Here is a 22,864-nt window from a genome sequence, read left to right on the forward strand (position 1 = left end):
ATTAGATTTCCATAAGCAGGCACCAGTCTTCTGTCAAAGTTGCCTTTATACTTGCCTAGCACATTCTGTAGCATCTCTTCCTGGAAGAATCAATGATTATACTTCATTGTCTTATCATTTATATGTTTATTATTCATTTTGTTGTTGATATTTAGAATCAGCATAAGCTAGCTATTTGAATATTTACTTGTATGGTCGTTAGAAAGGTTCTACTGAGTTTTTAGAGCTTTTCTTCATAGTATTTGATTTTGAAATCTTGTATGTTTTAAATTGATTTCATCACTAGTAATCTCTTTACGCTTTATTGCTCTAATACTAATAGCTTGTTCTTGGAAAGTGATTCATATATGATAAGTTTAAAACTTCTAACCTAGATAAATTCAATATTAAATAGGCTTATCAGTTCTCATTATTTCTAGTTTCGATAGGAAAGTTTATTGTGGAGCTTGTGTAGGCTTAAAGTGACCCTAAGAAATGGATATATCCATTATATTTAGGAATTCAACATAAATGAGCTGTAATGATAAGTGTCTCCTTCATAGGTGGCAAGATGGAATAAAAAAAAAGGTCATTATATTTTCATATAATAACCTTTTTAGTCGGGGTGGCAGGCTTAACTTAAAACTGCCTTAACCCTTATTACTACTGCTATTCTGTAATTTTCATTTGTTTATGCACACCTATTTGCACACTAAAGCCAAATAAAGAACCTTGGGAATATGATTTACTCTCTTTAAATATTATAAATATATGAAAATTATTAGATATTACTTTTTAAAAACTAGGTAAGCTTAAAATTTGGGTAAGGCTACAATGGAAGTTAGCGGCCAGCACACGCAAACTTTTCCAAATAGCCTTATTACTTTTATAGATACAAAAACTTTAGGTCAAGCTTTTTATAAGTCACTGTATACCTTTTTTTATCAATTGGACAAGGTGTTATTCATTATTATTTTCTTTCAGTATTTTTTTTGCTTCTTTAATATCAATTCTTGATTTATGTCCGTGTTTTTCTAATAGATATAATAAGTTAGCTCCGTTCATAAGAGTTAGCGGTTTATTTTAGGCAAAAGTGTAAGCATCTGGACCATAATCGGATGTTGTAACCAAAATCCCTTTAGTAGCACCTTCATTTAAGACTGTTCCGTATAAATCTCTCACGGCCGAAACACCTACTGTATTTGTATATCTTTTTGCTTGAATTACAATTTTCCCTCCTCTTATTGGGTCTGGGTCAAACGCGACAGCATCTACACCACCATCTCTACTCGCTTGGGTTACCTTAACCTCACCGCCATTACCACTGAATTCTTTTTGAAATAACTCCCTTATTAAATGTTCAAAATCTTCCCAAGGTATTGATGCAAGGTTTTCACCTTCAATATTTGTAGCAACATCATATGAGTCTGTAAACCTATTATCCGATTTTTCAATTTGTATAATTGGTTGAATAGCAACTAAGGCATTTAGTTTACTGCTTCCAATTCCTTTCAAATTTTTAAAGCAAGCTTTGGGATCAATTTGTGATAAGTCTATATCTTCAAATTCTTCTTTATCTGCTTTTAACGAAACAATACAGTTGTTAACAGGTTTTCCTGTTGCCTTATTGGTTGAATTTACCCAACCATTGAATACAACAGAATTTAGAGCATTTACTACATCTGCTTCAAATAGTTCATGGGTAGTTCTTAACGCTATTTTGTAAATTACCTCATCATAGATTTTTCTCTTTTGCGATTCAGAAATATGATATTCCTTTAGTTCATCTTTCGTCGCTATATATTTTACCTCTTTTAAAGTTGGCATATCATTTAAAGTTGGAAGAATATATTCAATAACAATTATACCGTTTTCTGAATTATACTCTAACTCGAAATCTTTTGGGAAATATTCTGGATAGGTCGAATTATTTAGTACCATCTCGCAGTAATGCAAAACTGCATCCTTATCTTTGTTTAGGTAGATTTGTTTAAGTTTCTCTACCTTAATGTTGGCTTCTTTTTGTTCAATATAAAATTCTTTTTCACACTTTTTCCATTTTTCTTCAAGTTTGTCATACTTACTGTTTATTGCTTCAACTTCAGCGTTGTACCATTGGGTTTCGCGCTGAAGTTTTTCATCTTTCTTTTGATTTTGGATATCAACTTGTTTACATTCAGATTTCCATTTATCAAGAGCTTCTTTATAGGCCTTCTCGGCAGCTTCTGTCTTTTTCCTTTTTTTTGATGAAATTATTTTATCAATCAAACTTAATTCTGGCTTAAACATATTCGGGTTTGGCTCTTCGGGTTTGATAGCATCTCTTTCTTTTGTCGGAGGGGGTATGTTATTTAACTCACTATCTATATACTTTCTAGGATTTAGTTCTTGAAATTTTGATTTGTCTTTGAGTGTAGACCAATCTATAGTGTCATCAATTTCAAGTGTATGGAATAAAATATTATCTAAATCCTCAAGAGTCTTTTGAGCTTCTAATGTTTCTTCATTAGCAACTGCTTTATTCTTTGCTCGCTTTAGGCCTTTTATCCTTTTTGTTTCTTGCCTTTCCCATTGATCATCCCAAGTTTTAAATTGCGAGTTGATTTTATTGCGTAAAATATATGAATCAGTATCTTTTAGGACCCTAAACTTACCTAATCCTAAATGTTGAATTTCGGAAACATACCTTATATCATAACTTCGAGTATATTCGTGTCGTGTTATTATAGAGTGTAATTTGTTTTTCATATTTCTATATTCTTAGTCAGTCGTATTTAGTGTTATTACATTTTCCAATCATATCTATCTTCCTCACTAAATGTTTTAAATATCTGATAACCAAATTCGGCTAAATATACTAAAAGTTGGTTAAGCGTCTTATGGTTAAATTTTAAATGTACCGTTTCTTCATTTAGCTCATTTAGTGGTAACAAATGTTCAAAAAGCCTTTTATAATAGTCATTATTGGGAATTTTGGAGGTTTTTAATACTCCTTGTGAATGTGTTATTGCGTGTCGAACTTCAGAGAATATTCTAAATGTTTCTTTGAACTTAAAATTGGTGTTATTTTTCTTTGAATAATTTTGAAATCTTGTACCTCCTGCTTTTTTAATTAATTTAAAAATGTCTTCACCACCTTTTGAGCGATGCCTTGAATAGTCTGTGTTTTTGGGTAAAGAATTTTTAAACGCTTCATCGGTATTAATTTTAATAAAAACAAAGTCTTTTAAAAGAGTTTCTAATGCCTCATAACATTGTGAAAAAGCAAATGCAAATTCTCTTGAAAGTACTCTATTAATTTCATTAGAATAATTTTCTTTGAATGTAGTTTTATTTACACCTGTATGATAGTTTATTTTCCAACCATTTTCAGTTGGACCTGTCCAATCTCCAATAACAAGGGATGTTCCCGAAAAATATTTAGAATCTTCTGATGTGTATTTCTTCACATCGTTTAACAAGACTTTATTTAGTCGGTTAGATGTGTGTTTGAAATCGGTAACTATTTCAAAAAATTTGGTAAGATGTATTTTGTATGGGTTTTTCATTCAAGATGGTGCACAAATATATACAGAATTTATATCCATTTACGCAAACAAATTCGATGGCTATGCGGGAGTATAGGTTATTTTTAGGTTTATTCTTTTCCACAAAAAAGTTAAAAATTCTTACTTGATGACAATTTAATCATCTTTTATAAATTAACAAGCGGTTTTTATATCCTTACTTAGTCAAATCTATAAAGCCTAAAATTTATTGTTCTAATATCGAAGTTAATTAATAAAAGGATATTACCATTACGGAAAACCATAAAAGGGAAAATAACCCATATGAAAGGGAATTTGAAGATGTGTTTTTGTTACCACAAAAACATCTTGCTTACTCCCGAAGGTCGCAAAGGGGACAAAAATTTAATATTAAAAAGTTATGTTGTAAATATATAAGCCACCTCGCAACATAAGTCTGTTCGATAAGATATTTAGGGCTAATTTTTGCTTTTAATTAGTTCTATGGTTTCAGAATTATTTGTATTCGTATCCATCATTTAAAAATTTCCCATACTTCTTTTCTACCAATTTAAAAAAATCTGATAATTTAATTCCATGATTGAAGCACATAGTACTTAATGTGGATAATGGGATATTATACCCATCCTCTTCTTGGATTTTCTCTATTACATGATAATTAACACCATAAATTTTCCCATATTTTCTTGTGCTCGTTTCATTTGAAGTAAACCATTCTTCAGTAATAAACTTACATACATATTTATTGGAAAAATAAACTTTACTTTTATTTGCGTTTTTGCTAGCCATTAACACAAATGAAAAAAATATTTGAATCTTTAATGAGAGCGAACACTCTCATTAAAGATTTTTTTATTATATTTATCTCATAAATAGTTTTTTTACGAAAAACGAAGGTATATGCTCTCACTGATTTCATTAATGAGAGTTAGGTATTCAACTATTTGAATGAGGTTCACTTATAAGGGAATCCTTGTATTTATTTTTGATAAATTAAAAACTATTTGGATAATGAAAAATCCAAAAGCCAATCAGACTAATTTAAAATACATATTCATAAGTAATTATGGTATAGGAATTAGTGTATTTGACATTCTATTTAAGAAAAAACCAAAGAACCCAATATGATATTTTTAATTATAGGATACTCAACTACAATTTTTTAATTCCGGTAATCGATATTTTTAATCCTATAATTCACATACTTCATTTTTCATGGTATCCGGCCATGCTTCTATTAATAAATTAAATGTTGATATTCCTTGTCATTACAAGGCTAGGAAATTGCATGGCTTTGCTGATTCCAAGTGGTTTAGCATTTAATAAAAGTAAAGTTTATTATGTCACACAGTAATTTTGAATTATTAAAAAACAGTGATCCTGACGCTTTAGTGAAAATTCATGCTCAGTACAACAGAAGTATCTTTTGGGTGGGCAAGCGATGGCTTGATGATGAATTTGTGATAGAGACCCTAGTCCAGGATGTTTTTTTAAAACTATGGGCTTGTAGAGATCGGATAGAAACACCCAAACATATTTACTTTTTCTTAAAGTTTGTGATGAAAAAGGAATGCTTTACTTATTACAGTAAACCCAGAAATAAATTTTTTAGAAATATTTATTCATTGGACAAGTACAACAATTACCAAGATTATATGATAGGGGATGATCCTTTAAATGATTATGAGCATTTACGAGATCATGAAGTGGAACAAATGAAATTTGACCAAATTAAAAGGGTATTACCTATGTTAAGTGATAAGAGGAAACATCTGATTGAACTCTGCTTAAAATATGGTTTTCATTATAAAGCTATTGGAAAGGTTATGGGAATAGGTATGACTGAAACCAGTAACGAGGTAAAAAGGGCGATAGAAGAATTAAAAACCATTATCAACCGTGGAAATGCACTTATAAATGAGCAAAAATGCGTTAATAATGAAGAAAAGACTTTGGATGTGATAAGTGAAAAACAGCAAAGAATATTGGAATTACGCTTTGAAAAAGCCATTCTTTTGCATCTATTGCTGAACGATTGAATCTATCCCAAAAAGAGGTGCATAAAGAATTTGTAGCAGCCTATAAATTATGGCAAGAGCTAGAGGGAAAACAATTAAAATCCGCTTAGCTATGGAAAAATCGACACTCATACTCACCAGAAAGATTCAGATAGAAGTTGACCTACCTAAAGAAGAAAGAAAGGAGGCGGTCAGTAAACTCCGCCAATGGCGAAACAGATGCTATAGGGCAGCAAACCTTATTGTTTCCCATATGTATATACAGGAGATGATCAAGGATTTCTTTTATTTATCTGAAGGGGTCAAATATAAACTTGTCGATGAAAAAAAAGATGAAGATGGCATCTTACAATATTCCCGCATCGGCGCTACCTGTCGCATGGTATCGGATCGCTTTAAAGGTGAAATACCAACCGATATTTTAGCAAGTTTGAATAACACGATACTTTCTACTTTTAATAAAAATAAATCTGAATATTGGGAGGGGTTACGTTCGGTAGATAACTTTAAAAGAGATATGGCGTTTCCATTTAGACCTAGGGACATAAGAAGACTGTCCTATGATGAAGAGAAAAAGACATTTTACTTTCGATTCTTTAAAATTCCATTTAAAACCTATTTAGGAAGGGACTTTACCGACAAACGGAAACTATTAGAGCGTTTATTAAAAGGGGATATCAAGCTGTGTACTTCGCATATTCAACTAAAAGGCAAAAAAATATTTTGGTTGGCAACCTTTGAAATTGAAAAAGAGAAGCATTGTCTCAAACCGGAGATCATAGCAGAAGCCTCACTTTCCCTGGAATATCCTATAGTTGTAAAATCCGGCAAAGCCAAACTTACCATCGGCAGCCGGGAAGAGTTCCTGTATAGAAGGCTAGCCATACAGGCATCGCTAAAAAGAGCTCAGGTAGGTGCTACCTATTGCAAATCGGGAAAAGGAAGGAGGCGTAAGATCAAAGCAGTAGACAAATTTCATGGTGTAGAAAGTAATTATGTATCCCATCGCATGCATGAATACAGCAGAAGGTTGATTGATTTTTGTGTAAAACATCAGGCAGGAACACTCATTTTATTGAATCAAGAGGACAAGATCGGAATTGCTAAGGAAGAAGAATTTGTGCTTAGAAACTGGAGCTATTATAAGCTAATGACCAAGATAAAATACAAGGCTGAAAAAGCAGGTATCGAACTTATTATAGGTTGAAAAATTTATAGAGGGTGCTTGTACACCCATAAGGTGAGGTTAACCATAACACTCACTAAATGCCAATAGCATTTACAACAAAAAACCTGTTTAAATAAATGGGGTTAACCATAAAATTAACTAAATGCCAATAGCATATACATTAAGGGTCCGATTTAGGCAAACCTATTGATTGATAATAATAACACTTCAATATATGAGTAACATATACAATGGCATGGGTTTCTTGTTTATTATGTTGGTTATGGTAATAGCCCCTAAATCTTACCATAACTAATACTATCTTTTTAAAATGGGATTTATAAGAGCTATTAAAATACTATAATGTTTCGAGATAAGAAACGTTTAGCTAAAAATTCTACATTGAAGCTAGGCAGGCTTTTAAAGTTCTCTCAACTACAAATTTAATAGGAAGTCTAAAAAGGCTTCCTATTCATTTTTTACTAAAAAATACCCTAGTTTTAAAAGGCTGAGCGCATTTTTTAGTAAAAAACCTTCCGAAAACACCTAAATTCATTTCAAGAAATTTTCTTAAAATACATCTGAAATTTATATAGAACAGACATGCGGAATCATACTTTTTGCAGCAAAAAACAGCCTATTTATTAGAGATAGCGAGGGATTTGCTGCAAAAAAAAGTAAACAGGAATAATCTAAAAGATACTGAAAACGCTGAAAACCGCTATAAACAAAGGGAATTTCGAGGAAATGAAAATCAGTAACATCGCTTTAGCGTGTTACCCTCTTGCTCTTCAAACTTCGCTCCTACGTGACAAAGTTTTCCAGACAACATAATTTGAAAATCAGTTGCTCCCTATTTTGTTGTTCGATGTATACGACTTTGGGAAAGTAAATCAAATGTGCCGTACCAAAAAGTGTTGTGCTCCAATCCTGTAAATAATAAGAGAAACTATTTAATACATTAAATTCCTTAATTGTCAAATTTGCCAATTAAGGAATTTATTTTTATATTTGCTTTATAACTTTTAAAAGTGGTGGCAACACTTTAAATGCGGCATTAAATGTTATGAATACAGAACTTGAAAAATTTTTGGCGACTGAATTTAAGTCAAAAGCAACAATTATTGATGACAAAATGGTCGAGGTAATTGCACCAGATGGAGAGGTTTTTTCCGTACTCGTTCAAATTGGGATATACACCAACGAAGAAACTCGTCGTTATCAACTACATATGGTAGAGTATGTTTTTGATAAAAATTTCTCTGAAGACAAAGAAATAATGACCGACAATATTTGGCGTGATTTAATGCTAAATGGCGTGTCATTTATGGGAATGAGTTCCGGAAACAGACAAGGAGAAAGAGCCCGAATAGGGAGAAAAATCCGCCAAATTCGGGAAGAAAAAGGAATAGAAGCAAAAGCTTTAGCTAAGCTGGCAAATATAGACGCCGCAAATCTCAGTAGAATTGAACAAGGTAAATATTCCGTTGGGCTTGATATTCTTTCCAAGTTAGCATTTGTTTTAGGATGCCATATTGATATTGTACCCAATCAAATGTAATCACTGTGGAAAATTTACTTGAAACTTATAATGGCGTTCAGGAATGCCATTATAAAAATGAGCATTACTCTGTTCGGGATAATGGTGCTGTATTACGACACGCTCCATTCAATACACGAACTCGACCGACCGACAATAAATGGACTTTTGGAAAACTAAACAGCAGGACAGGATATTTAGAAATTGCATCAGTTCGTATTCACAGAATAGTGGCAACAGCTTTTCATGGAGAATCGCCAACAAGAGAACACGTTGTTGACCACATTGACACAAACAAACAAAATAATCTACCTGACAATCTTAGGTGGGTTACAAGATTAGAGAACGTTTTGCTTAATCCAATCACAGTAAAACGCATTGAGGCTACTTGCGGTTGTAGTGTTGAAGAATTTCTTACCGACCCTTCTAAATTTCGGGACAAATTTCAAGAACCAAATTATGAATGGATGTGTACAGTCAGTAAACAAGAAGCACAGGCAAGTAGAGAAAGGTTATTAGCGTGGGCAGAAAGCGACAAATCATCAAAAGACGGAACATTAGGAGAATGGATATTCAATCGTAATTTACCTGAAATACAAATTGAGGAAGAACCAGAGTTTATAAATTCGCTAACTTCTAATGCTGTTCAAAAAGCTCAAAATTGGAAAACATCAACTGAATTTCCTTGCTGTCCGCAAGAAAATACTGTTAATCCAATAACTGCCTATGCCAAAAATCTAAATGTAGGAGATGTATTTTCCCGAAATCAATATACGAGTTCGATTATTGAACGTTTTGCAATTTCCAATGATGTGAATACATTATGGATTATGTGTAAGAGCGGTGACGGAAATCCAATAAAGCCTTATTCTTTAGCAGAGATAACTTATCAAAATAACATTTTCGTTCATAATAGTCTCGGAACTTTTGTCCAGAAAGGCGGAGTAGAAAAACAATTTACACTTGTACAAGGACTTGAGTGGTCAGGCGGAGATTCGATAGATGATTATTGTTAAAAAAAGGAAGTAAAAATGATATGCCGAACCGCCAAAAAATTGACTATTGCACCTGAGTATTTAAATCCATAAAAAAAAGCCCCCAAATCCTTATCAGAACTAATACTATTTTGCTTGAGAAAAATATGTTTCTAAGCCCCATTTGACAAAGTCAATTTTTATTTTTCCATTAGAAATTCGCTAATTTGACTGGACAGAGAGCGTTTTTACATGAAAAACCAAAACTCATAATTTTCTAAATTTCTTCAAGCCCATATAAACATTGACTTCGCACTATAATACATATTAGTAGGGCCGCGCCAGTACGCTACTTTCTTTAAGGAAGAAATTAGAATAAACAAACCTTAAATATTTAATTATCAAAATGATTCAACCAGGAGGTTATAAATAACAGTGTATTTGTAAAATGGCTTTTTGTATTTAACAAAGTAAAGAATATATTAATGTATTAAATCTTTAAATTTTAAATGAAATTCTGTGTCCAAGATTTCCTTATAACTTTCACAAAACTCATCATAATATTTTCTTGATAATCCCTTTCTTCCCATTCTGTACAATGTTTTACACTTAAGTATAATGGCTTCTTCATTTAAACTATCTAGTTTTAAATTAATTTCAGCTATTTTAATAAGAGTCTCATGATCGTTATGTTTTCTAGATAGAATCTCTAATTTATTAATTATTTTATTAGTTATTTCAGCATTCATGCTTTCCATCCATTCTTCTTTTATATCTGGACAGATTACCCCTGGAGAGATAGTTTCCAAGAAATTGTTTAAATCTTCTTGAGATAAATTAATATCGTTATTAGATCGCAGTATATTATCGGCATATAGATAATCACAATAAATTGTGTGATCGATATTTAATTTCCAATAAGTATTTTCGTTTGTTAGTTCAATATTGCTTATTTGATCAATTAAAATCCTTAGTTTACTTAAATTTACATTTAAATTATTTCTGGCACTGCTTTCTGCCTTATCAGACCATAAAAGAGATATTAATTTTTTAGAGGTAATTCCTTTATCATTTTCTACCCCGGATAATAAAATTAAAATAAATAGCTGTTTAATTTTGGGTGTGAAAGATGCAGTTATATCCATACCATCTTTATCGTAAACTTGAAAACCTCCAAACATATAAACTGCTAAATATTTTCTCTTCTGTCTCTTAGTTATTTTACTAATACTTGTATTTTCTTTTGTTATTTTTAAAGGTTTTTCTGATTTTACTTTTTGTGCTCGCTTTTTCGTCCAGAGGAAGTAGCTTAAAAAAAGTAATACTATAGACCCTAGTCCCATTAATACATTAATAATTATATTATTCACAGGTTCATCAATAAAAACTTCTTCTGCCAATAAGGGAGGGTACGAAATGGAAGATAAGTTAACTTCATTTTCAAAGGTAGTTAAAGCTGTTAATTTATTTTTTTCAGAATTTAATACTAATGTGGAGTTAGATTTTGTATCTACAAATTTGAATGGGATGGGGTCGGAATATATATTTAAATTATATTCATCAATTTTAAATTGAGCCAATTTCAAACTAGAATTAAACTTAGTATTATCAAAAACTAAAGTGTAAAAGGTGTTACTTTCTTTATCTATAAGTAGATTATTTGATGGTACATAAGGTGCAAACTCGGGTTTTTCAATAGACCATATTTTTGTTACGTCTAGTTTTTCGAAACTTACAGAATACAAATCATAAAAATTATGACTATTAACCATTTGATTTCCAGTAATGCTACCAAAGCCACCAAAAATTAAAAACTCGTCATTGTTTATAATACCAGCAGCGCTTAAGTATCTAGGAGGTAAACTTTCATTTTTGTTTTTATTCTTCCATGCGGTTTTGTTTTTAGAAAGAACTTTAAAAGTGTTTTTATAGCTATAATGGCCATATCCTCCAAATGTAATCAAGGAACTATCTCTTGGTGAGATTAATTTATTATGATGCCAAAATGAGGTTTCTTCACATTGTGGGGTGTTTAATGACCAGCTAGAAGTTCTAAAATTGAATTTGCTAATTTTAGGGCTGTCAAAAGAATATGACCAGAGCTCATCTTTGTGTTTATTATAGATAAAGGTATTGGCTTCACAAGGGTAGGGAGCTCCCTTGTACAAAAGTGTATCTATACTATTATTGCTAAGAGAATAAATATATATTGCATTTTTATCAATAAAGAATATTTTATTTAGTTCTTGACTTGTTGCTGTACCTAAAAGATTATTAAACTTTAGAGTTTTTTCTTTCCGCCAAAAAATATGTTCATCCATTAACCACTTGGGATTTTGCGCAATGGCTACTTTTTCTTTTATAAGGTCGAAAACTTTGTTTGTTTTAGTGTGTTTTCCTAAAGGCCAGTTTCTTATTAGATTATTTTTACTGTCAAACAATAGAATGTTTTTAATACTCATAGGGCAAACATCAGTTGTAATATGGTTATCATAATCACTTTTACCAAAAATAATATGGTAGTTTTTTATGTTTACAATACTATCAGAAGTGGTTTTGAATTGTTTCCCATTAATTGAAAACATTACGGATTTATCCAGTTGGTTTATTTCGAGTTTAAACTTTAACCATTTGTATAAACCACTGTTGGGAATATCAGCCCATTTATATTTAAAAACTATTGCATCATTTACAACCAACCAAAAGTTTGAATTGTCTTGAATAAGATGAGATACTAAATCGATATTTAAATCATTCCCACTAAAAATCTTTAAAATGTTTCCATAGTAACCGTCTCCTTGTCTAAATTTAGCATCAAACTCTATGCGAAAACCACCTTCTAACGATAGAGGGCCGTTAGGAGAAATATTTAAGGAAGTTCTTAAATCCTGATTTACTTCATGCGAAGAAAAGTATAGACCATCTTTTCCATTTTCTTGACCATATAAATGGAAAAAAAATAGCAGACTAAAAAATAAACAAATAGTAGATCTCATATAAGCAGCCAAGTTAATTTTTTTGATTTGATTAGGAAGCAAAATATGTTGCGAAAATTATAAAATTGTAAAAAAAAATCAAGGAATTATTTAATTATTTCAATTTTATGCGATTATTAATCATTAATTATTATTTAATTAATAGTCTAGGGATACTTTTGATATCAGTACAGCACTTAACTTTTTAGTTGAAAAATAAGTAAAAATATCAAATGAATAAAGTAATTAGAATTGCAACCGTTTTTATTGTGTTTATGAGTTTTATATGGGTTTCTTGTAAAAAAGGAGTAAAAGAAGGAAATCACAAAACTCCTATAGATTATGTAAATCCTTATATTGGGAATATAAGTCACCTTTTAGTACCTACCTTTCCTACCATTCATTTACCTAATAGTATGCTTAGAGTTTATCCTGAAAGAGGGGATTATACTGGAGATGTATTAAATGGGTTGCCATTGATGATCACAAGTCACAGGGGAAGTTCGGCTTTTAATTTAAGTCCATATCAAGGAACCAAAAGGGAAATTCAGCCTGTTATTAAATACAGTTACGATAATGAGAATATTACTCCTTATTCATATAAGGTATATTTAGACGAGCAAGAGATTTCTGTTAACTATGCACTCTCCCATCAATCTGCTTTGTATGATATAGATTTTGAAAATAAAGACGAACCTTTTCTGGTTGTCAACTCTAAAAATGGAGAAGTAAATTGGGATGGAACGGCACTAACAGGGTTTCAAATTATTGAAAATAATACAAAGGTATACTTATATATGAAATTAAGTAATGTGCCAGAAGCTGTATTTACTCTTAATGCCAATAATGAATTGGTAAAAGGAGTAACCAGCTCTGGAGACAATGCTAATTTAATTTTGAAACTCCCAAAGGAAAATGCTAAAGTTACAGTGCGTTACGGTATATCTTTTATAGATGAAGACCAAGCAGCCAAAAACCTTGAAAGAGAAGTTGCATATAAGAATATAGATGAGATACAACGGGAAGGGAGAGAAATATGGAATGAAGCTTTGGGTAAGATAGAAGTGAAAGGTACAAGTGAAGATGAATTAAAGATATTTTACACATCATTATATCGTACTTTCGAACGTCCTGTATGTTTGTCTGAGGATGGTAGGTATTATAGTGCTTTTGATAATAAGATACACGAAGATGAAGGAGTACCTTTTTATACAGATGATTGGATTTGGGACTCTTATAGGGCACAACATCCACTTCGAGTTTTATTAGATCCTAAGCGGGAAGAAGATATTATAAATTCTTTTATAAGAATGGCAGAGCAAATGGATAATTTTTGGATGCCTACTTTCCCTGAAGTAACTGGAGATAGTAGACGAATGAATTCAAACCACGGTGTTGCCTCTGTAATTGATGCATATAGAAAGGGATTACATGGGTTTGACTTATTGAAAGCTTATGAAGCTAGTAAGAATGGAATAACTGAAAAAACACTAGCTCCTTGGTCTGGTATGCCAGCGGGCGAGTTGGATGAATTTTATAAAAAAGAAGGATATTTTCCAGCCCTTCAGCAGGGAGAAAAAGAAACTGTTCCTGAGGTTCACTCTTTTGAGAGTAGACAACCTGTTGCAGTTACTTTGGGGACTTCTTATGATGAATGGTGTTTATCTCAAATAGCCTTCGAGTTAGATAAAAAACAAGAAGGAGAGGCGTTTTTAAAAAAATCTTATAATTACCGTAACTTATTTAACCCAGAAACCAAGTTCTTTCACCCTAAAGATAAAGAGGGGTCTTTTATAGAGCCATTTGATTATAAGTTTTCGGGAGGTATGGGAGCCAGAAAGTATTACGGTGAAAACAACGGTTGGATATACCGATGGGATGTTCCACATAATATTAAGGATCTTATTGGCTTAATGGGAGGAAAAGAAGCATTTATAAATAACCTAGACGCTATGTTTGTAGAACCATTGGGTAGAAGTAAGTCTGCTTTTTATGCTCAATTGCCAGATCATACAGGTAATGTTGGTCAGTTTTCAATGGCAAACGAACCTTCTTTGCATATTCCATACCTTTATAATTATGCTGGGCAACCTTGGAAGACTCAAAAGCGAATCCGAAATCTATTAAAGCAATGGTTTAGAAATGATTTAATGGGGGTTCCCGGAGATGAAGATGGTGGAGGGATGACGGCATTTGTAGTCTTTTCTCAGCTTGGGTTTTATCCCGTTACTCCAGGAATACCCGTATATAATATTGGAAGTCCAGTATTTGAAGAGGCAAGTATACACCTTACTAACGGAAAGACCTTTAAAATTATTACAGAAAATTATAGTGAGGATAATAAATACATTCAATCTGCAAAATTAAATGGCGTTGAATGGAACAAGCCATGGTTTACGCATAGTGATATTATAAATGGAGGAGCTCTTGAAGTTACTATGGGAAAAAAAGCAAATAAGGAATGGGGAGCAAATATAAAGAACGAGCCCCCTTCAGCTATTGAGTTAAGGGAGTAATGAATTGAAAATACAAACTATTATTTAATCATAATGTGGTGCCTTCTTAGGAATGAAAGTTTCTTAGAAGGTATTTTTTTAAATCAAAAATTTATCTGCATGCACTTCATTAGTCATTAGTTTAATACATAGTTATAAGTGTTTAAGATATGTTTTATTTTCAGTGAACAGATAACTCTGTGTAACATAATGTTGATCATATGCCTGCCTACTTTATCTTATATAAGAGACATTTGATAATGGTCAGGTTTTAACTTAAAAGTAAATCGGTACTCACATTAATTAAGTTGAACCTTTAATTAATACACTCCATTGCTATACTAACTTATTTTTACGGATTAAATCAAATTCTATTGCAATATAAAGTAAAAGCTAAGCGTGAATTTTAATAATGCTAATTTACATTTATAGGGTATGATACTTTATATGTGTGTGCGGATTGCAGAATTCAAACCTTGTATTCATGGTAAAGAATTCAGATTATTGAGTGATTTAGATAAAAGACTTCTTTAAAAAGTAGCCTATTGTCATTTATAAAAAGATAAGACGATTCAGCACTTTAAAAAAGGAGATAATTATCTAAAAAAAAATAGAAAAATAGAGGAAATAAAGAGATGGTGTAATATGTTGAAAGTCTTAAAAATAAAAGATTATGGTAGTTTTTAGCTAGTTTTTATCCCATACACTCAAATTAATTTTAAATAAATGCATTTTTAATAAAATTAAGTAATAATTAATTTATTATTAAGTGTTAATTATCCGTTAATTAACCTCTCTATTATACATTCGGAATCTAAATAATCGGACCATTAGTTTTTATAGAATCTAGAATATCTCAATCAGTTTGATATTCACATAATTGACAACTAATATTTATTGTTTAGTTGAAGAGCTTAAAACTTAATTGAACGTACAATGACAAATCTAACGCTAACTGAAATTTAATTTTATGAAGAAAAATGTATTTAGAAAAAGCTTAGGGAGTAAGTTTTCACTCCCGCCTAAACTAACATTGCTTTGCTTTTTGTTGTTTAGTAGCATAGTAACGTATGGACAAAACAAAACAATTAGAGGATCTGTCTATGATCAATCGAACACACCTATGCCAGGGGTATCTATTTTAGTTAAAGGTACTACAAATGGAGTTACTTCGGATTTTGATGGTAATTTCGAAATTAAAGTTTCATCAGATCAATCAAATCCTATTTTAATATTTAGTTATATAGGTTTCGAGACCCAAAATATTCCAATAGATAGAGGTAATGACTTTAAAGTCATTATGGTGGAAAACACTACAGCATTAGATGATGTGGTTGTAATAGGGTATGGTACTCAGAAGAAAAAAAGCTTAACAGCCGCAGTAGGAGTTATCTCAAATGAAGAAATTGAAACTACTGCTAATACTAGCGTTGCTCAGAAGTTATCTGGTAAAGTTGCTGGGGTGCAAATTAGGCAGCAATCAGGGCAACCGGGATCATTTGATAATTCCATTAATATTAGAGGCTTTGGAGAGCCTATCTATGTTATTGATGGAATTCGTAGAGGCGGTTCTAAAGATTTTCAACAACTAAATTCCGAAGATATTGAAAGTATATCAATTCTAAAGGATGCATCTGCTGCTATTTATGGATTGGGAGCTGCTAATGGTGTTATATTGGTTACCACAAAGAAGGGCGGAAAAAAGAAAACATCATTTACTTACAGTTCTTTAACTGGGATGATTCAGCCTACAGATATTCCAGAAATGGCTAATGCAGCTCAGTACACACAAATGTGGAATGACACACAACTATTTATTCCTGGAGGAGCAGGTGTACCATATTATTCCCGTGAAGAAATAGAAAAATGGAAAGCTGGAGGGCCAGGTTATGAAAGTACAGATTGGACAGATTTAACCATAAAAAATAGTGCATTTACGATCCAACAAAATTTTACAGCATCTGGAGGAAACGAAAAAACAAATTATTTTATGAGCTTTGGTTATGTTTCTGAAGATGGATTATTGAAAAGTGGAGATATGGGATATAATCGTTACACCTTTAGATCTAATATTACAACCGAATTTGCTAACAACCTAACAGGGTCACTTTTGTTGAGCGGGAGATGGGACAGAAACTGGGAGCCAGGAACCAATTTTTTTAATATTTTTAAAGGTTCTCGTGTTACATTGCCAATTGAGAGACCATATGCAAATTACAACCCAGAATACCATGCTCCTGTTTCTTCTGGTTCAAATCCTGTTGCATTTATGAAGCAAGACCTTACGGGGTACAGTGAAAGTAAGAACAGGACTTTTACATCTACATTTTCATTGGAGTACGAAGCACCATTTTTAAAAGGTCTTACTTTAAAGGGAGTAGGGGCTTACGATATGTTAAATGAACAAGGTAAAAGTGTATATCCTACCTATAATTTATATACTTATGATGAAGAAAATGACGCATACAATCCACAAAAACAGGAGGACGGTACGGCGAGTATAAGTAATAGAAATAAAAATGGCGATGGTTTATCGTTTCAAGGGTATGTAAATTATAAGAATTTATTTGATGATAAACACGATGTGGAAGCCCAATTTATTGTTGAAAAAAATTCTTGGTTAGAAAGATTTTCCAATATCAAAAGATACTATGCAAACTTTTATACAAAAGACCAATTGCGATTTGCAGATGCTCAGAATCAAGAAAGTGATGGTCTTGAGGTTGAAACAGCAGATTTCTCATATATAGGAAACATAAATTACGGTTTTAAAGGAAAGTACTTGATTCAATTGGCAGGACGTTATATGGGTTCATACAGATATGCGCCTGATAGTAGATGGGGCTTTTACCCAAGTGCTTCTGTTGGTTGGAGAGTATCTGAAGAGTCATTCATAAAAAATAATATAAGTTGGATATCCAACTTAAAATTTAGAGTTTCTTATGGTATCGCCGGAATGCCTTCAGGTGGACCTTTCCAATATGTGCCAGGGTACTCGATTGGGAGTGGGGGGTCGTATGAGTTTACAAATGGAGAATTAACAGAGGGGATTAGTACACCACCACCACCAAATAGCAACTTGTCTTGGATGGAAGCTACCACTACCAATCTTGGAGTAGATATAGATCTTTTCAAGAACAGATTTAATTTCACTTTTGATATGTATCAAAGATTGTTGGAAGGAATCCCAGCAAGACCAAGTGTTGCATTGCCTAATACTTATGGAGGTGTGTTGCCAGAGGAGAACTTAAATAGCGAAATTACCCAAGGGGTAGAGTTTACTCTTGCCTATAGAAATACAATAGGTCAGGATTTTAATTACGGGATCTCTACCAACTTTTCCTATGCTAGAACTAAAAGAGATTATGTAGAGGGAGAAGCCTTTACCAATAGCATGGACAGATGGAGAAATCAAAGAGGTGATAGATGGAATGACATTGCTTGGGGATATGATTACATAGGTCAATTTCAAAATGAGCAAGAATTGGTAATCGCTCCTTTACAAAATGGAGATAGAAGTAACGTATTGAGAGAATTGCCTGGAGATTTTCAATATGCTGATGTTAATAATGATGGAATTGTAGATGGTCAAGATGAACAACCTTTATTTTATTCGGGAAGACCTAAAATGTTTTTTGGTTTGAACTTGAATGCTAGCTATAAAGGGTTCTTTTTTAACGCTTTGTTTCAAGGAGCTGCACAATACACAGTTCGATTTAGAGAAGTCTATGCAGAAATGTTTGCTTTTAGGGGAAATACTCCTGCTTATTTTTATGATAGATGGCGTAAAGCAGACCCATATGACATTAATAGCGAATGGATACCAGGTACATGGCCTGCAAATAGAACCATTGGGGATGTAGGAGCTATGTATAAAGAAAGCTCTGTATGGAGAAGGGATGCTTCTTATGTTCGTTTAAAATCTGTTGAATTTGGATATGACCTTAAATCCGATGTTTTATCTGATGCATTGGGAATTACAAATGTGAGAATTTATTTAAATGGATTTAATCTCTATACTTGGGCAGACGACTTTGTAAAGCCTTTTGATCCAGAGAAGATAGAAGGTTCATATTCAGCAGGATTTACTTATCCTGTGACCAGAACCTTTAATTTAGGGATGAATGTTAATTTTTAAAATGAACGCGATATGAAAATTACAAAATATTTTATACTATTTATACTGTTAGCTCCATTTACAGCATGTAATCATGATTTAGATTTGGAACCAACTGATAAAATTACGGCAGACGAATTGTTTTCCGATCCCGAAGGCACAAAACTATACTTGGCTGATTTATACGATAGACTACCCATTGAAGACCTAACGTATTTCCCAAAAGAAGGTTTTAATTATAATGATGGAGGGCCTAATAATGGAGGATTTTCTAACTCCATGCTTACGATGATGGCACATCATAGTGAAAAAAATAGTTTTATTAGTGGTAGTTATTTGAATTGGTGGGATCCTGCTTTTAGGCTAATAAGGGATGTAAATTTATTTATTGATATTATACCCGATTTAGACATTTCAGAGGAGGACAAAAATTTCTATATAGGTGAATCTGCATTTATAAGAGCATTTGCTTATTTTGGATTAGCGAAGCGTTATGGAGGGGTGCCTATAATTCTTGAACCTCAAGATTATAATGGAGATCCATCTTCGCTATTGGTTTCTAGAAGTACAGAAAAAGAAACTTGGGATTTTATTTTATCAGAGTGCGATGTAGCTATAAAAACATTGGGAGATTCCAACGGTAGAAGAGCCTCTAAATGGGCAGTCTTGGCATTGAAGTCTAGAGCAGCCTTACATGCAGCCTCTATAGCAAAGTTTGGTTCAAAAATAGACCTAACAGGAGATGCTGTTAATGAGGATTTAGTAGGAATACCTGCTATTGAAGCTAACAGGTATTACCAAGCGTGTATCGATGCTTCTGCAGAAATCATAGACAAAGGCCCTTACTCTTTGTACAAGCCAAATCCAGCCAGTGCTGAAGAGGCTTCGGAAAATTTCCGTGCTATGTTTGAGGATCCTAATATTGCTCCAGAAGAAGCTATTCTAATAAAAGGGCGTACAATTCCTGGAGACAATTATGGTAATAATTATGATATTTGGTTTAATCCGGCTCAAACAAGAAATGGATGGCCTCATCCTGGTAGATATTGTCCAACGTTAGAACTTGTTGATTTGTTTGAGTATTATGACAAACCAGGAGAAGATGGCTCAATTGTTACTACAACCGATGGAGACTTAGATAACTACAATGGTTTTGACCCTAATAGAAACTACAAACATTTCGCAAACCCATTAGATTTATTTGCCAATAAAGATGCTAGATTAAGTGCTACGGTAATATTGCCAAACTCTCAGTGGAAGGACGTCAACATAATATACCAAGCAGGATACATTGAACCCAACGGAGAGGCAAGAATAGAAACAAATGCAAGTATAGAGGTAAATGGTCAAACTTATTATACATACGGTACAGAGAACCCAGATGCACATTCAGGTTTTAATCCTTATGGTGGAAATATGACCAAAACAGGCTTTGGACTTAAAAAATTCTTAAGCACAGAGCCAGTGGTTCCAGGATGGAATAGAAGTACTACGGATTTTGCAGAATTCAGGTATGCTGAAGTACTGTTAAACTATGCAGAAGCAGTAGTAGAAAGTGGACTTGGAGACATGGCAAAAGCCACACAAGCTCTAAATGCCACAAGAAAAAGAGCTTTTCATCAAACCGACATCGCTTTAACAGTAGAAAATGTTCTAAGAGAACGAGCTGTAGAATTAGCTTTCGAAAATAAAGGAGTTTGGGACTTAATGAGAAGAAGAACCTACCATACTACCTTTAATAATACTCGTAAGCACTCAATTATGCCTGTATTAGACTTGAGAGGAAATGCCCCTTACGAATATATTTTTGTTAGAAATCGAGTAAGGGGGAATAGTCCGCAAACTTTTGATGTAACCAATTATTACAGAAAAATTCCTGGTGTAGGATTAAATGGATTAACACAGAATCCATAATTTCTAGCAACTTAATTTTAAAAAAAGTAAACATGAAAAAAATCAAATATATATTAGTCTTACTAATAACATTTAGTGTGGCTACTTCTTGCGATATAGATGAGCTTGATGCACCAGACTCTGGATTATATGGAAGTATAATCGATGAAGCTACGGGAGAATTAGTTCAACAAGATATAATAAGAGGGGGAGAATTGGAATTGAGAGAGCACGGTTGGGAAAATGTTTCTCCACAATACATGAATTATAAGGTAGATGGTACTTTTGAAGACAGTCAGTTATTTGCAGCCAGTTATAATGTGTTTCCGATTAAAACAAATTTTCATCCCATTGATACTATTAAAATGGAAATTAATGGTCGAACTAAATTGGATTTAACAGTAAAGCCATATTTAAGAATTAAGAATCCAAAGATTTCCAAATCAGGGTATTTAGTAACAGCTACTTTTTCCGTTGAGCAGACAGGAGTTAATCCAGTTAAGAAAATTGGACTATATGCTGGAGCAGATGGAAATGTAGGAGAGCCTATGAGATTAGCTTTGACAGAACTAGACATTAATACTGTTGTAGATCCTACCATAGAGTACACATTGACAATTAATGTTGAAGATGAAATTGATTTAAGAGAAGGCAATACCTACTTTTTTAGAATAGGAGCCCTGTACGATGCTCCAAACTCTAGATTTAATTATGCTTCACCAGTAAGTATAGAGCTTTAACAAAATTGCTAATTATTTAAAATCCTTAGGGGGTTCCTTTTATTATAAAGAGCTCCCGAGGGTTTCAAAACCATCAAAATATTAATTTATGAGAGTATTTAAGATTATTAATTTACTAGTTTTATCTTTCATTTTATGGACGTCATCCTGTTCAGATAATGGAGGCCAAGACGTGGATATGCCAGATCCCAAACCAGAACAGCCGGCACAAGTAGAGGAAGCGGTATACGATGAAACAGGATGTCTATACACTTCTTATACCGAATTGGTTATGGCTGGATATCAAGGTTGGTTTGCCGCTGAAGGTGATGATAGCAACCGAGGCTGGTATCACTACAAAAATGACTGTGGCTTTTTTCCTGGTTGTTCAACTATAGATATGTGGCCCGACATGGCAGAGTATGAAAAAAAGTATTTAAGTCCGTTTGAACATGCCGATGGTAGTCCCGCTTATCTATACAGTCCTTATGATGCGGAATCTGTAGATCTTCATTTTAAATGGATGAAAGAGCACGGTATTGATGGTGTACACATGCAACGTTTTGTTGCTGAAATTCATTCTTCTAATGAAAAAGGAAAAAGACATTTCAATAAAGTACTGGAAAATGCATTAAAAGCTGCTAAGAAATACGATCGAGCTATTAGTATTATGTACGATTTAAGTGGAAGCAATAGTGAACGTGTAGCTTATGTAGAAAAGGATTGGAATGAAATTGTTGAAAAATTTAACCTGTTCGATAATTTTGAACACCCAACTTATCTAAGACATAATGGAAAACCAATGATGTCTATCTGGGGAGTAGGCTTTGATGATAATCGAGAGTATAATACAAATGATGTGAGCAAATTAGTAGTTAAGCTAAAAGGTCCCACTAATAAAGTATCTATAATGTTAGGGGTACCATATTACTGGAGAACCTTTGGTAACGATACAGAAAACAATCCTGCATTTCATGATTTAATTAGACAGGTAGATGTGATTATGCCTTGGGCAGTAGGAAGATACAATATAGATAGTTACAATGCTAATATTGTATCGCAAGATATAGAATGGACCGAAAAAAATGATGTAGACTATGTGCCGTTGGTTTTTCCAGGTTTTACTTGGGGTAATATGAGAAAAGATCCAAGCTTATACAATCAAATTCCTCGTGCTAAGGGAGATTTTTTATGGAAGCAAATCGCAGGAGCAAAACTCAATGGAGCTAAAAGCTTATATGTTGCCATGTTTGATGAAATAGATGAAGGAACTGCCATATTTAAAGTAAAATTAGAAAATGAAGTTCCCCAGAATGGAGATGATGGAGGAAAATTTGTTGGGATTGAAAAAGACCTACAAACAGACTATTATTTATGGTTAACTGGGCAAGGAGCTAATTGGTTTCATAATGATGGAAATTATAGCATTTCAAAACCTATTCGGTAAGTAAGTTTTATA

Annotated in this window: 13 protein-coding genes and 1 pseudogene; 10 read left to right on the forward strand and 4 right to left on the reverse strand. The window is 32.8% G+C overall.

The annotated features are described in order from the left end of the window. Nucleotides 1-1,062 precede the first annotated feature (1,062 nt). The 3 genes from JM658_RS09090 to JM658_RS09100 all read right to left on the reverse strand — a co-directional run bounded on the left by JM658_RS09090 (nucleotide 1,063) and on the right by JM658_RS09100 (nucleotide 4,295). Nucleotides 1,063-2,727, reverse strand: a complete 1,665-nt coding sequence (locus tag JM658_RS09090; protein ID WP_236958943.1) for a restriction endonuclease — start codon at nucleotides 2,725-2,727, stop codon at nucleotides 1,063-1,065. Between the two features lie 35 nt (nucleotides 2,728-2,762). After that, the gene (locus JM658_RS09095; protein ID WP_236958944.1) at nucleotides 2,763-3,428 is read right to left on the reverse strand and encodes a hypothetical protein; all 666 of its coding nucleotides are present in this window, start codon (nucleotides 3,426-3,428) and stop codon (nucleotides 2,763-2,765) included. Between the two features lie 573 nt (nucleotides 3,429-4,001). Next, nucleotides 4,002-4,295, reverse strand: coding sequence for a hypothetical protein (locus tag JM658_RS09100; RefSeq protein WP_236958945.1), 294 nt, complete (start codon nucleotides 4,293-4,295; stop codon nucleotides 4,002-4,004). Nucleotides 4,296-4,846: 551 nt separating this feature from the next. On the opposite strand from JM658_RS09100, the gene JM658_RS09105 reads away from it, so the two are divergent. The 5 genes and pseudogenes from JM658_RS09105 (at nucleotide 4,847) to JM658_RS09120 (ending at nucleotide 9,248) form a co-directional block, all read left to right on the forward strand. After that, a complete protein-coding gene (locus JM658_RS09105; protein ID WP_317207867.1) occupies nucleotides 4,847-5,545 on the forward strand; it encodes an RNA polymerase sigma factor in 699 nt (232 codons plus the stop codon). Between the two features lie 91 nt (nucleotides 5,546-5,636). Then, entirely contained in the window at nucleotides 5,637-6,731 is a 1,095-nt protein-coding gene (locus JM658_RS09110) for a hypothetical protein (protein ID WP_236959125.1), read from the forward strand. A 1,027-nt stretch (nucleotides 6,732-7,758) separates the two neighbouring features. Then, nucleotides 7,759-8,253, forward strand: coding sequence for a helix-turn-helix domain-containing protein (locus JM658_RS09115; RefSeq protein ID WP_236958946.1), 495 nt, complete (start codon nucleotides 7,759-7,761; stop codon nucleotides 8,251-8,253). A gap of 5 nt (nucleotides 8,254-8,258) precedes the next feature. Further along, a pseudogene (locus JM658_RS17255) lies at nucleotides 8,259-8,570 on the forward strand (HNH endonuclease signature motif containing protein); the annotation flags it as partial. Nucleotides 8,571-8,582: 12 nt separating this feature from the next. Continuing rightward, nucleotides 8,583-9,248, forward strand: coding sequence for a hypothetical protein (locus JM658_RS09120; RefSeq protein ID WP_236958947.1), 666 nt, complete (start codon nucleotides 8,583-8,585; stop codon nucleotides 9,246-9,248). A 440-nt stretch (nucleotides 9,249-9,688) separates the two neighbouring features. Here JM658_RS09120 and JM658_RS09125 read toward each other — a convergent pair whose 3' ends face one another. After that, nucleotides 9,689-12,202 carry a hypothetical protein gene (locus JM658_RS09125; RefSeq protein WP_236958948.1) on the reverse strand — a complete coding sequence of 838 codons (2,514 nt, stop codon included), beginning with the start codon at nucleotides 12,200-12,202 and terminating at the stop codon, nucleotides 9,689-9,691. Nucleotides 12,203-12,414: 212 nt separating this feature from the next. On the opposite strand from JM658_RS09125, the gene JM658_RS09130 reads away from it, so the two are divergent. The 5 genes from JM658_RS09130 (at nucleotide 12,415) to JM658_RS09150 (ending at nucleotide 22,852) form a co-directional block, all read left to right on the forward strand. Beyond that, nucleotides 12,415-14,697: a GH92 family glycosyl hydrolase gene (locus JM658_RS09130; RefSeq protein ID WP_236958949.1), complete on the forward strand. Its 2,283-nt coding sequence runs from the start codon at nucleotides 12,415-12,417 to the stop codon at nucleotides 14,695-14,697. A 949-nt stretch (nucleotides 14,698-15,646) separates the two neighbouring features. After that, a complete protein-coding gene (locus tag JM658_RS09135; protein ID WP_236958950.1) occupies nucleotides 15,647-18,814 on the forward strand; it encodes a SusC/RagA family TonB-linked outer membrane protein in 3,168 nt (1,055 codons plus the stop codon). Nucleotides 18,815-18,826: 12 nt separating this feature from the next. Continuing rightward, nucleotides 18,827-20,707, forward strand: coding sequence for a RagB/SusD family nutrient uptake outer membrane protein (locus JM658_RS09140; protein WP_236958951.1), 1,881 nt, complete (start codon nucleotides 18,827-18,829; stop codon nucleotides 20,705-20,707). 32 nt (nucleotides 20,708-20,739) lie between these two features. Next, on the forward strand, nucleotides 20,740-21,426 hold the full coding sequence (locus JM658_RS09145) for a DUF3823 domain-containing protein (RefSeq protein ID WP_236958952.1): 687 nt from the start codon (nucleotides 20,740-20,742) through the stop codon (nucleotides 21,424-21,426). An 88-nt stretch (nucleotides 21,427-21,514) separates the two neighbouring features. After that, the gene (locus JM658_RS09150; protein ID WP_236958953.1) at nucleotides 21,515-22,852 is read left to right on the forward strand and encodes a glycoside hydrolase family 71/99-like protein; all 1,338 of its coding nucleotides are present in this window, start codon (nucleotides 21,515-21,517) and stop codon (nucleotides 22,850-22,852) included. Nucleotides 22,853-22,864: the final 12 nt, after the last annotated feature.

The organism is Joostella atrarenae (genome assembly GCF_021764745.1).
GTDB lineage: Bacteria > Bacteroidota > Bacteroidia > Flavobacteriales > Flavobacteriaceae > Galbibacter > Galbibacter atrarenae.

What these genes read in the sequence shown, in the direction of transcription:
- JM658_RS09090 (WP_236958943.1), bottom strand. Translation starts at nt 2,727, where the DNA reads ATGAAAAACAAATTACACTCTATAATAACACGACACGAATATACTCGA.
- JM658_RS09100 (WP_236958945.1), bottom strand. Translation starts at nt 4,295, where the DNA reads ATGGCTAGCAAAAACGCAAATAAAAGTAAAGTTTATTTTTCCAATAAA.
- JM658_RS09105 (WP_317207867.1), top strand. Translation starts at nt 4,847, where the DNA reads ATGTCACACAGTAATTTTGAATTATTAAAAAACAGTGATCCTGACGCT.
- JM658_RS09110 (WP_236959125.1), top strand. Translation starts at nt 5,637, where the DNA reads ATGGAAAAATCGACACTCATACTCACCAGAAAGATTCAGATAGAAGTT.
- JM658_RS09115 (WP_236958946.1), top strand. Translation starts at nt 7,759, where the DNA reads ATGAATACAGAACTTGAAAAATTTTTGGCGACTGAATTTAAGTCAAAA.
- JM658_RS09125 (WP_236958948.1), bottom strand. Translation starts at nt 12,202, where the DNA reads ATGAGATCTACTATTTGTTTATTTTTTAGTCTGCTATTTTTTTTCCAT.
- JM658_RS09130 (WP_236958949.1), top strand. Translation starts at nt 12,415, where the DNA reads ATGAATAAAGTAATTAGAATTGCAACCGTTTTTATTGTGTTTATGAGT.
- JM658_RS09135 (WP_236958950.1), top strand. Translation starts at nt 15,647, where the DNA reads ATGAAGAAAAATGTATTTAGAAAAAGCTTAGGGAGTAAGTTTTCACTC.
- JM658_RS09140 (WP_236958951.1), top strand. Translation starts at nt 18,827, where the DNA reads ATGAAAATTACAAAATATTTTATACTATTTATACTGTTAGCTCCATTT.
- JM658_RS09145 (WP_236958952.1), top strand. Translation starts at nt 20,740, where the DNA reads ATGAAAAAAATCAAATATATATTAGTCTTACTAATAACATTTAGTGTG.
- JM658_RS09150 (WP_236958953.1), top strand. Translation starts at nt 21,515, where the DNA reads ATGAGAGTATTTAAGATTATTAATTTACTAGTTTTATCTTTCATTTTA.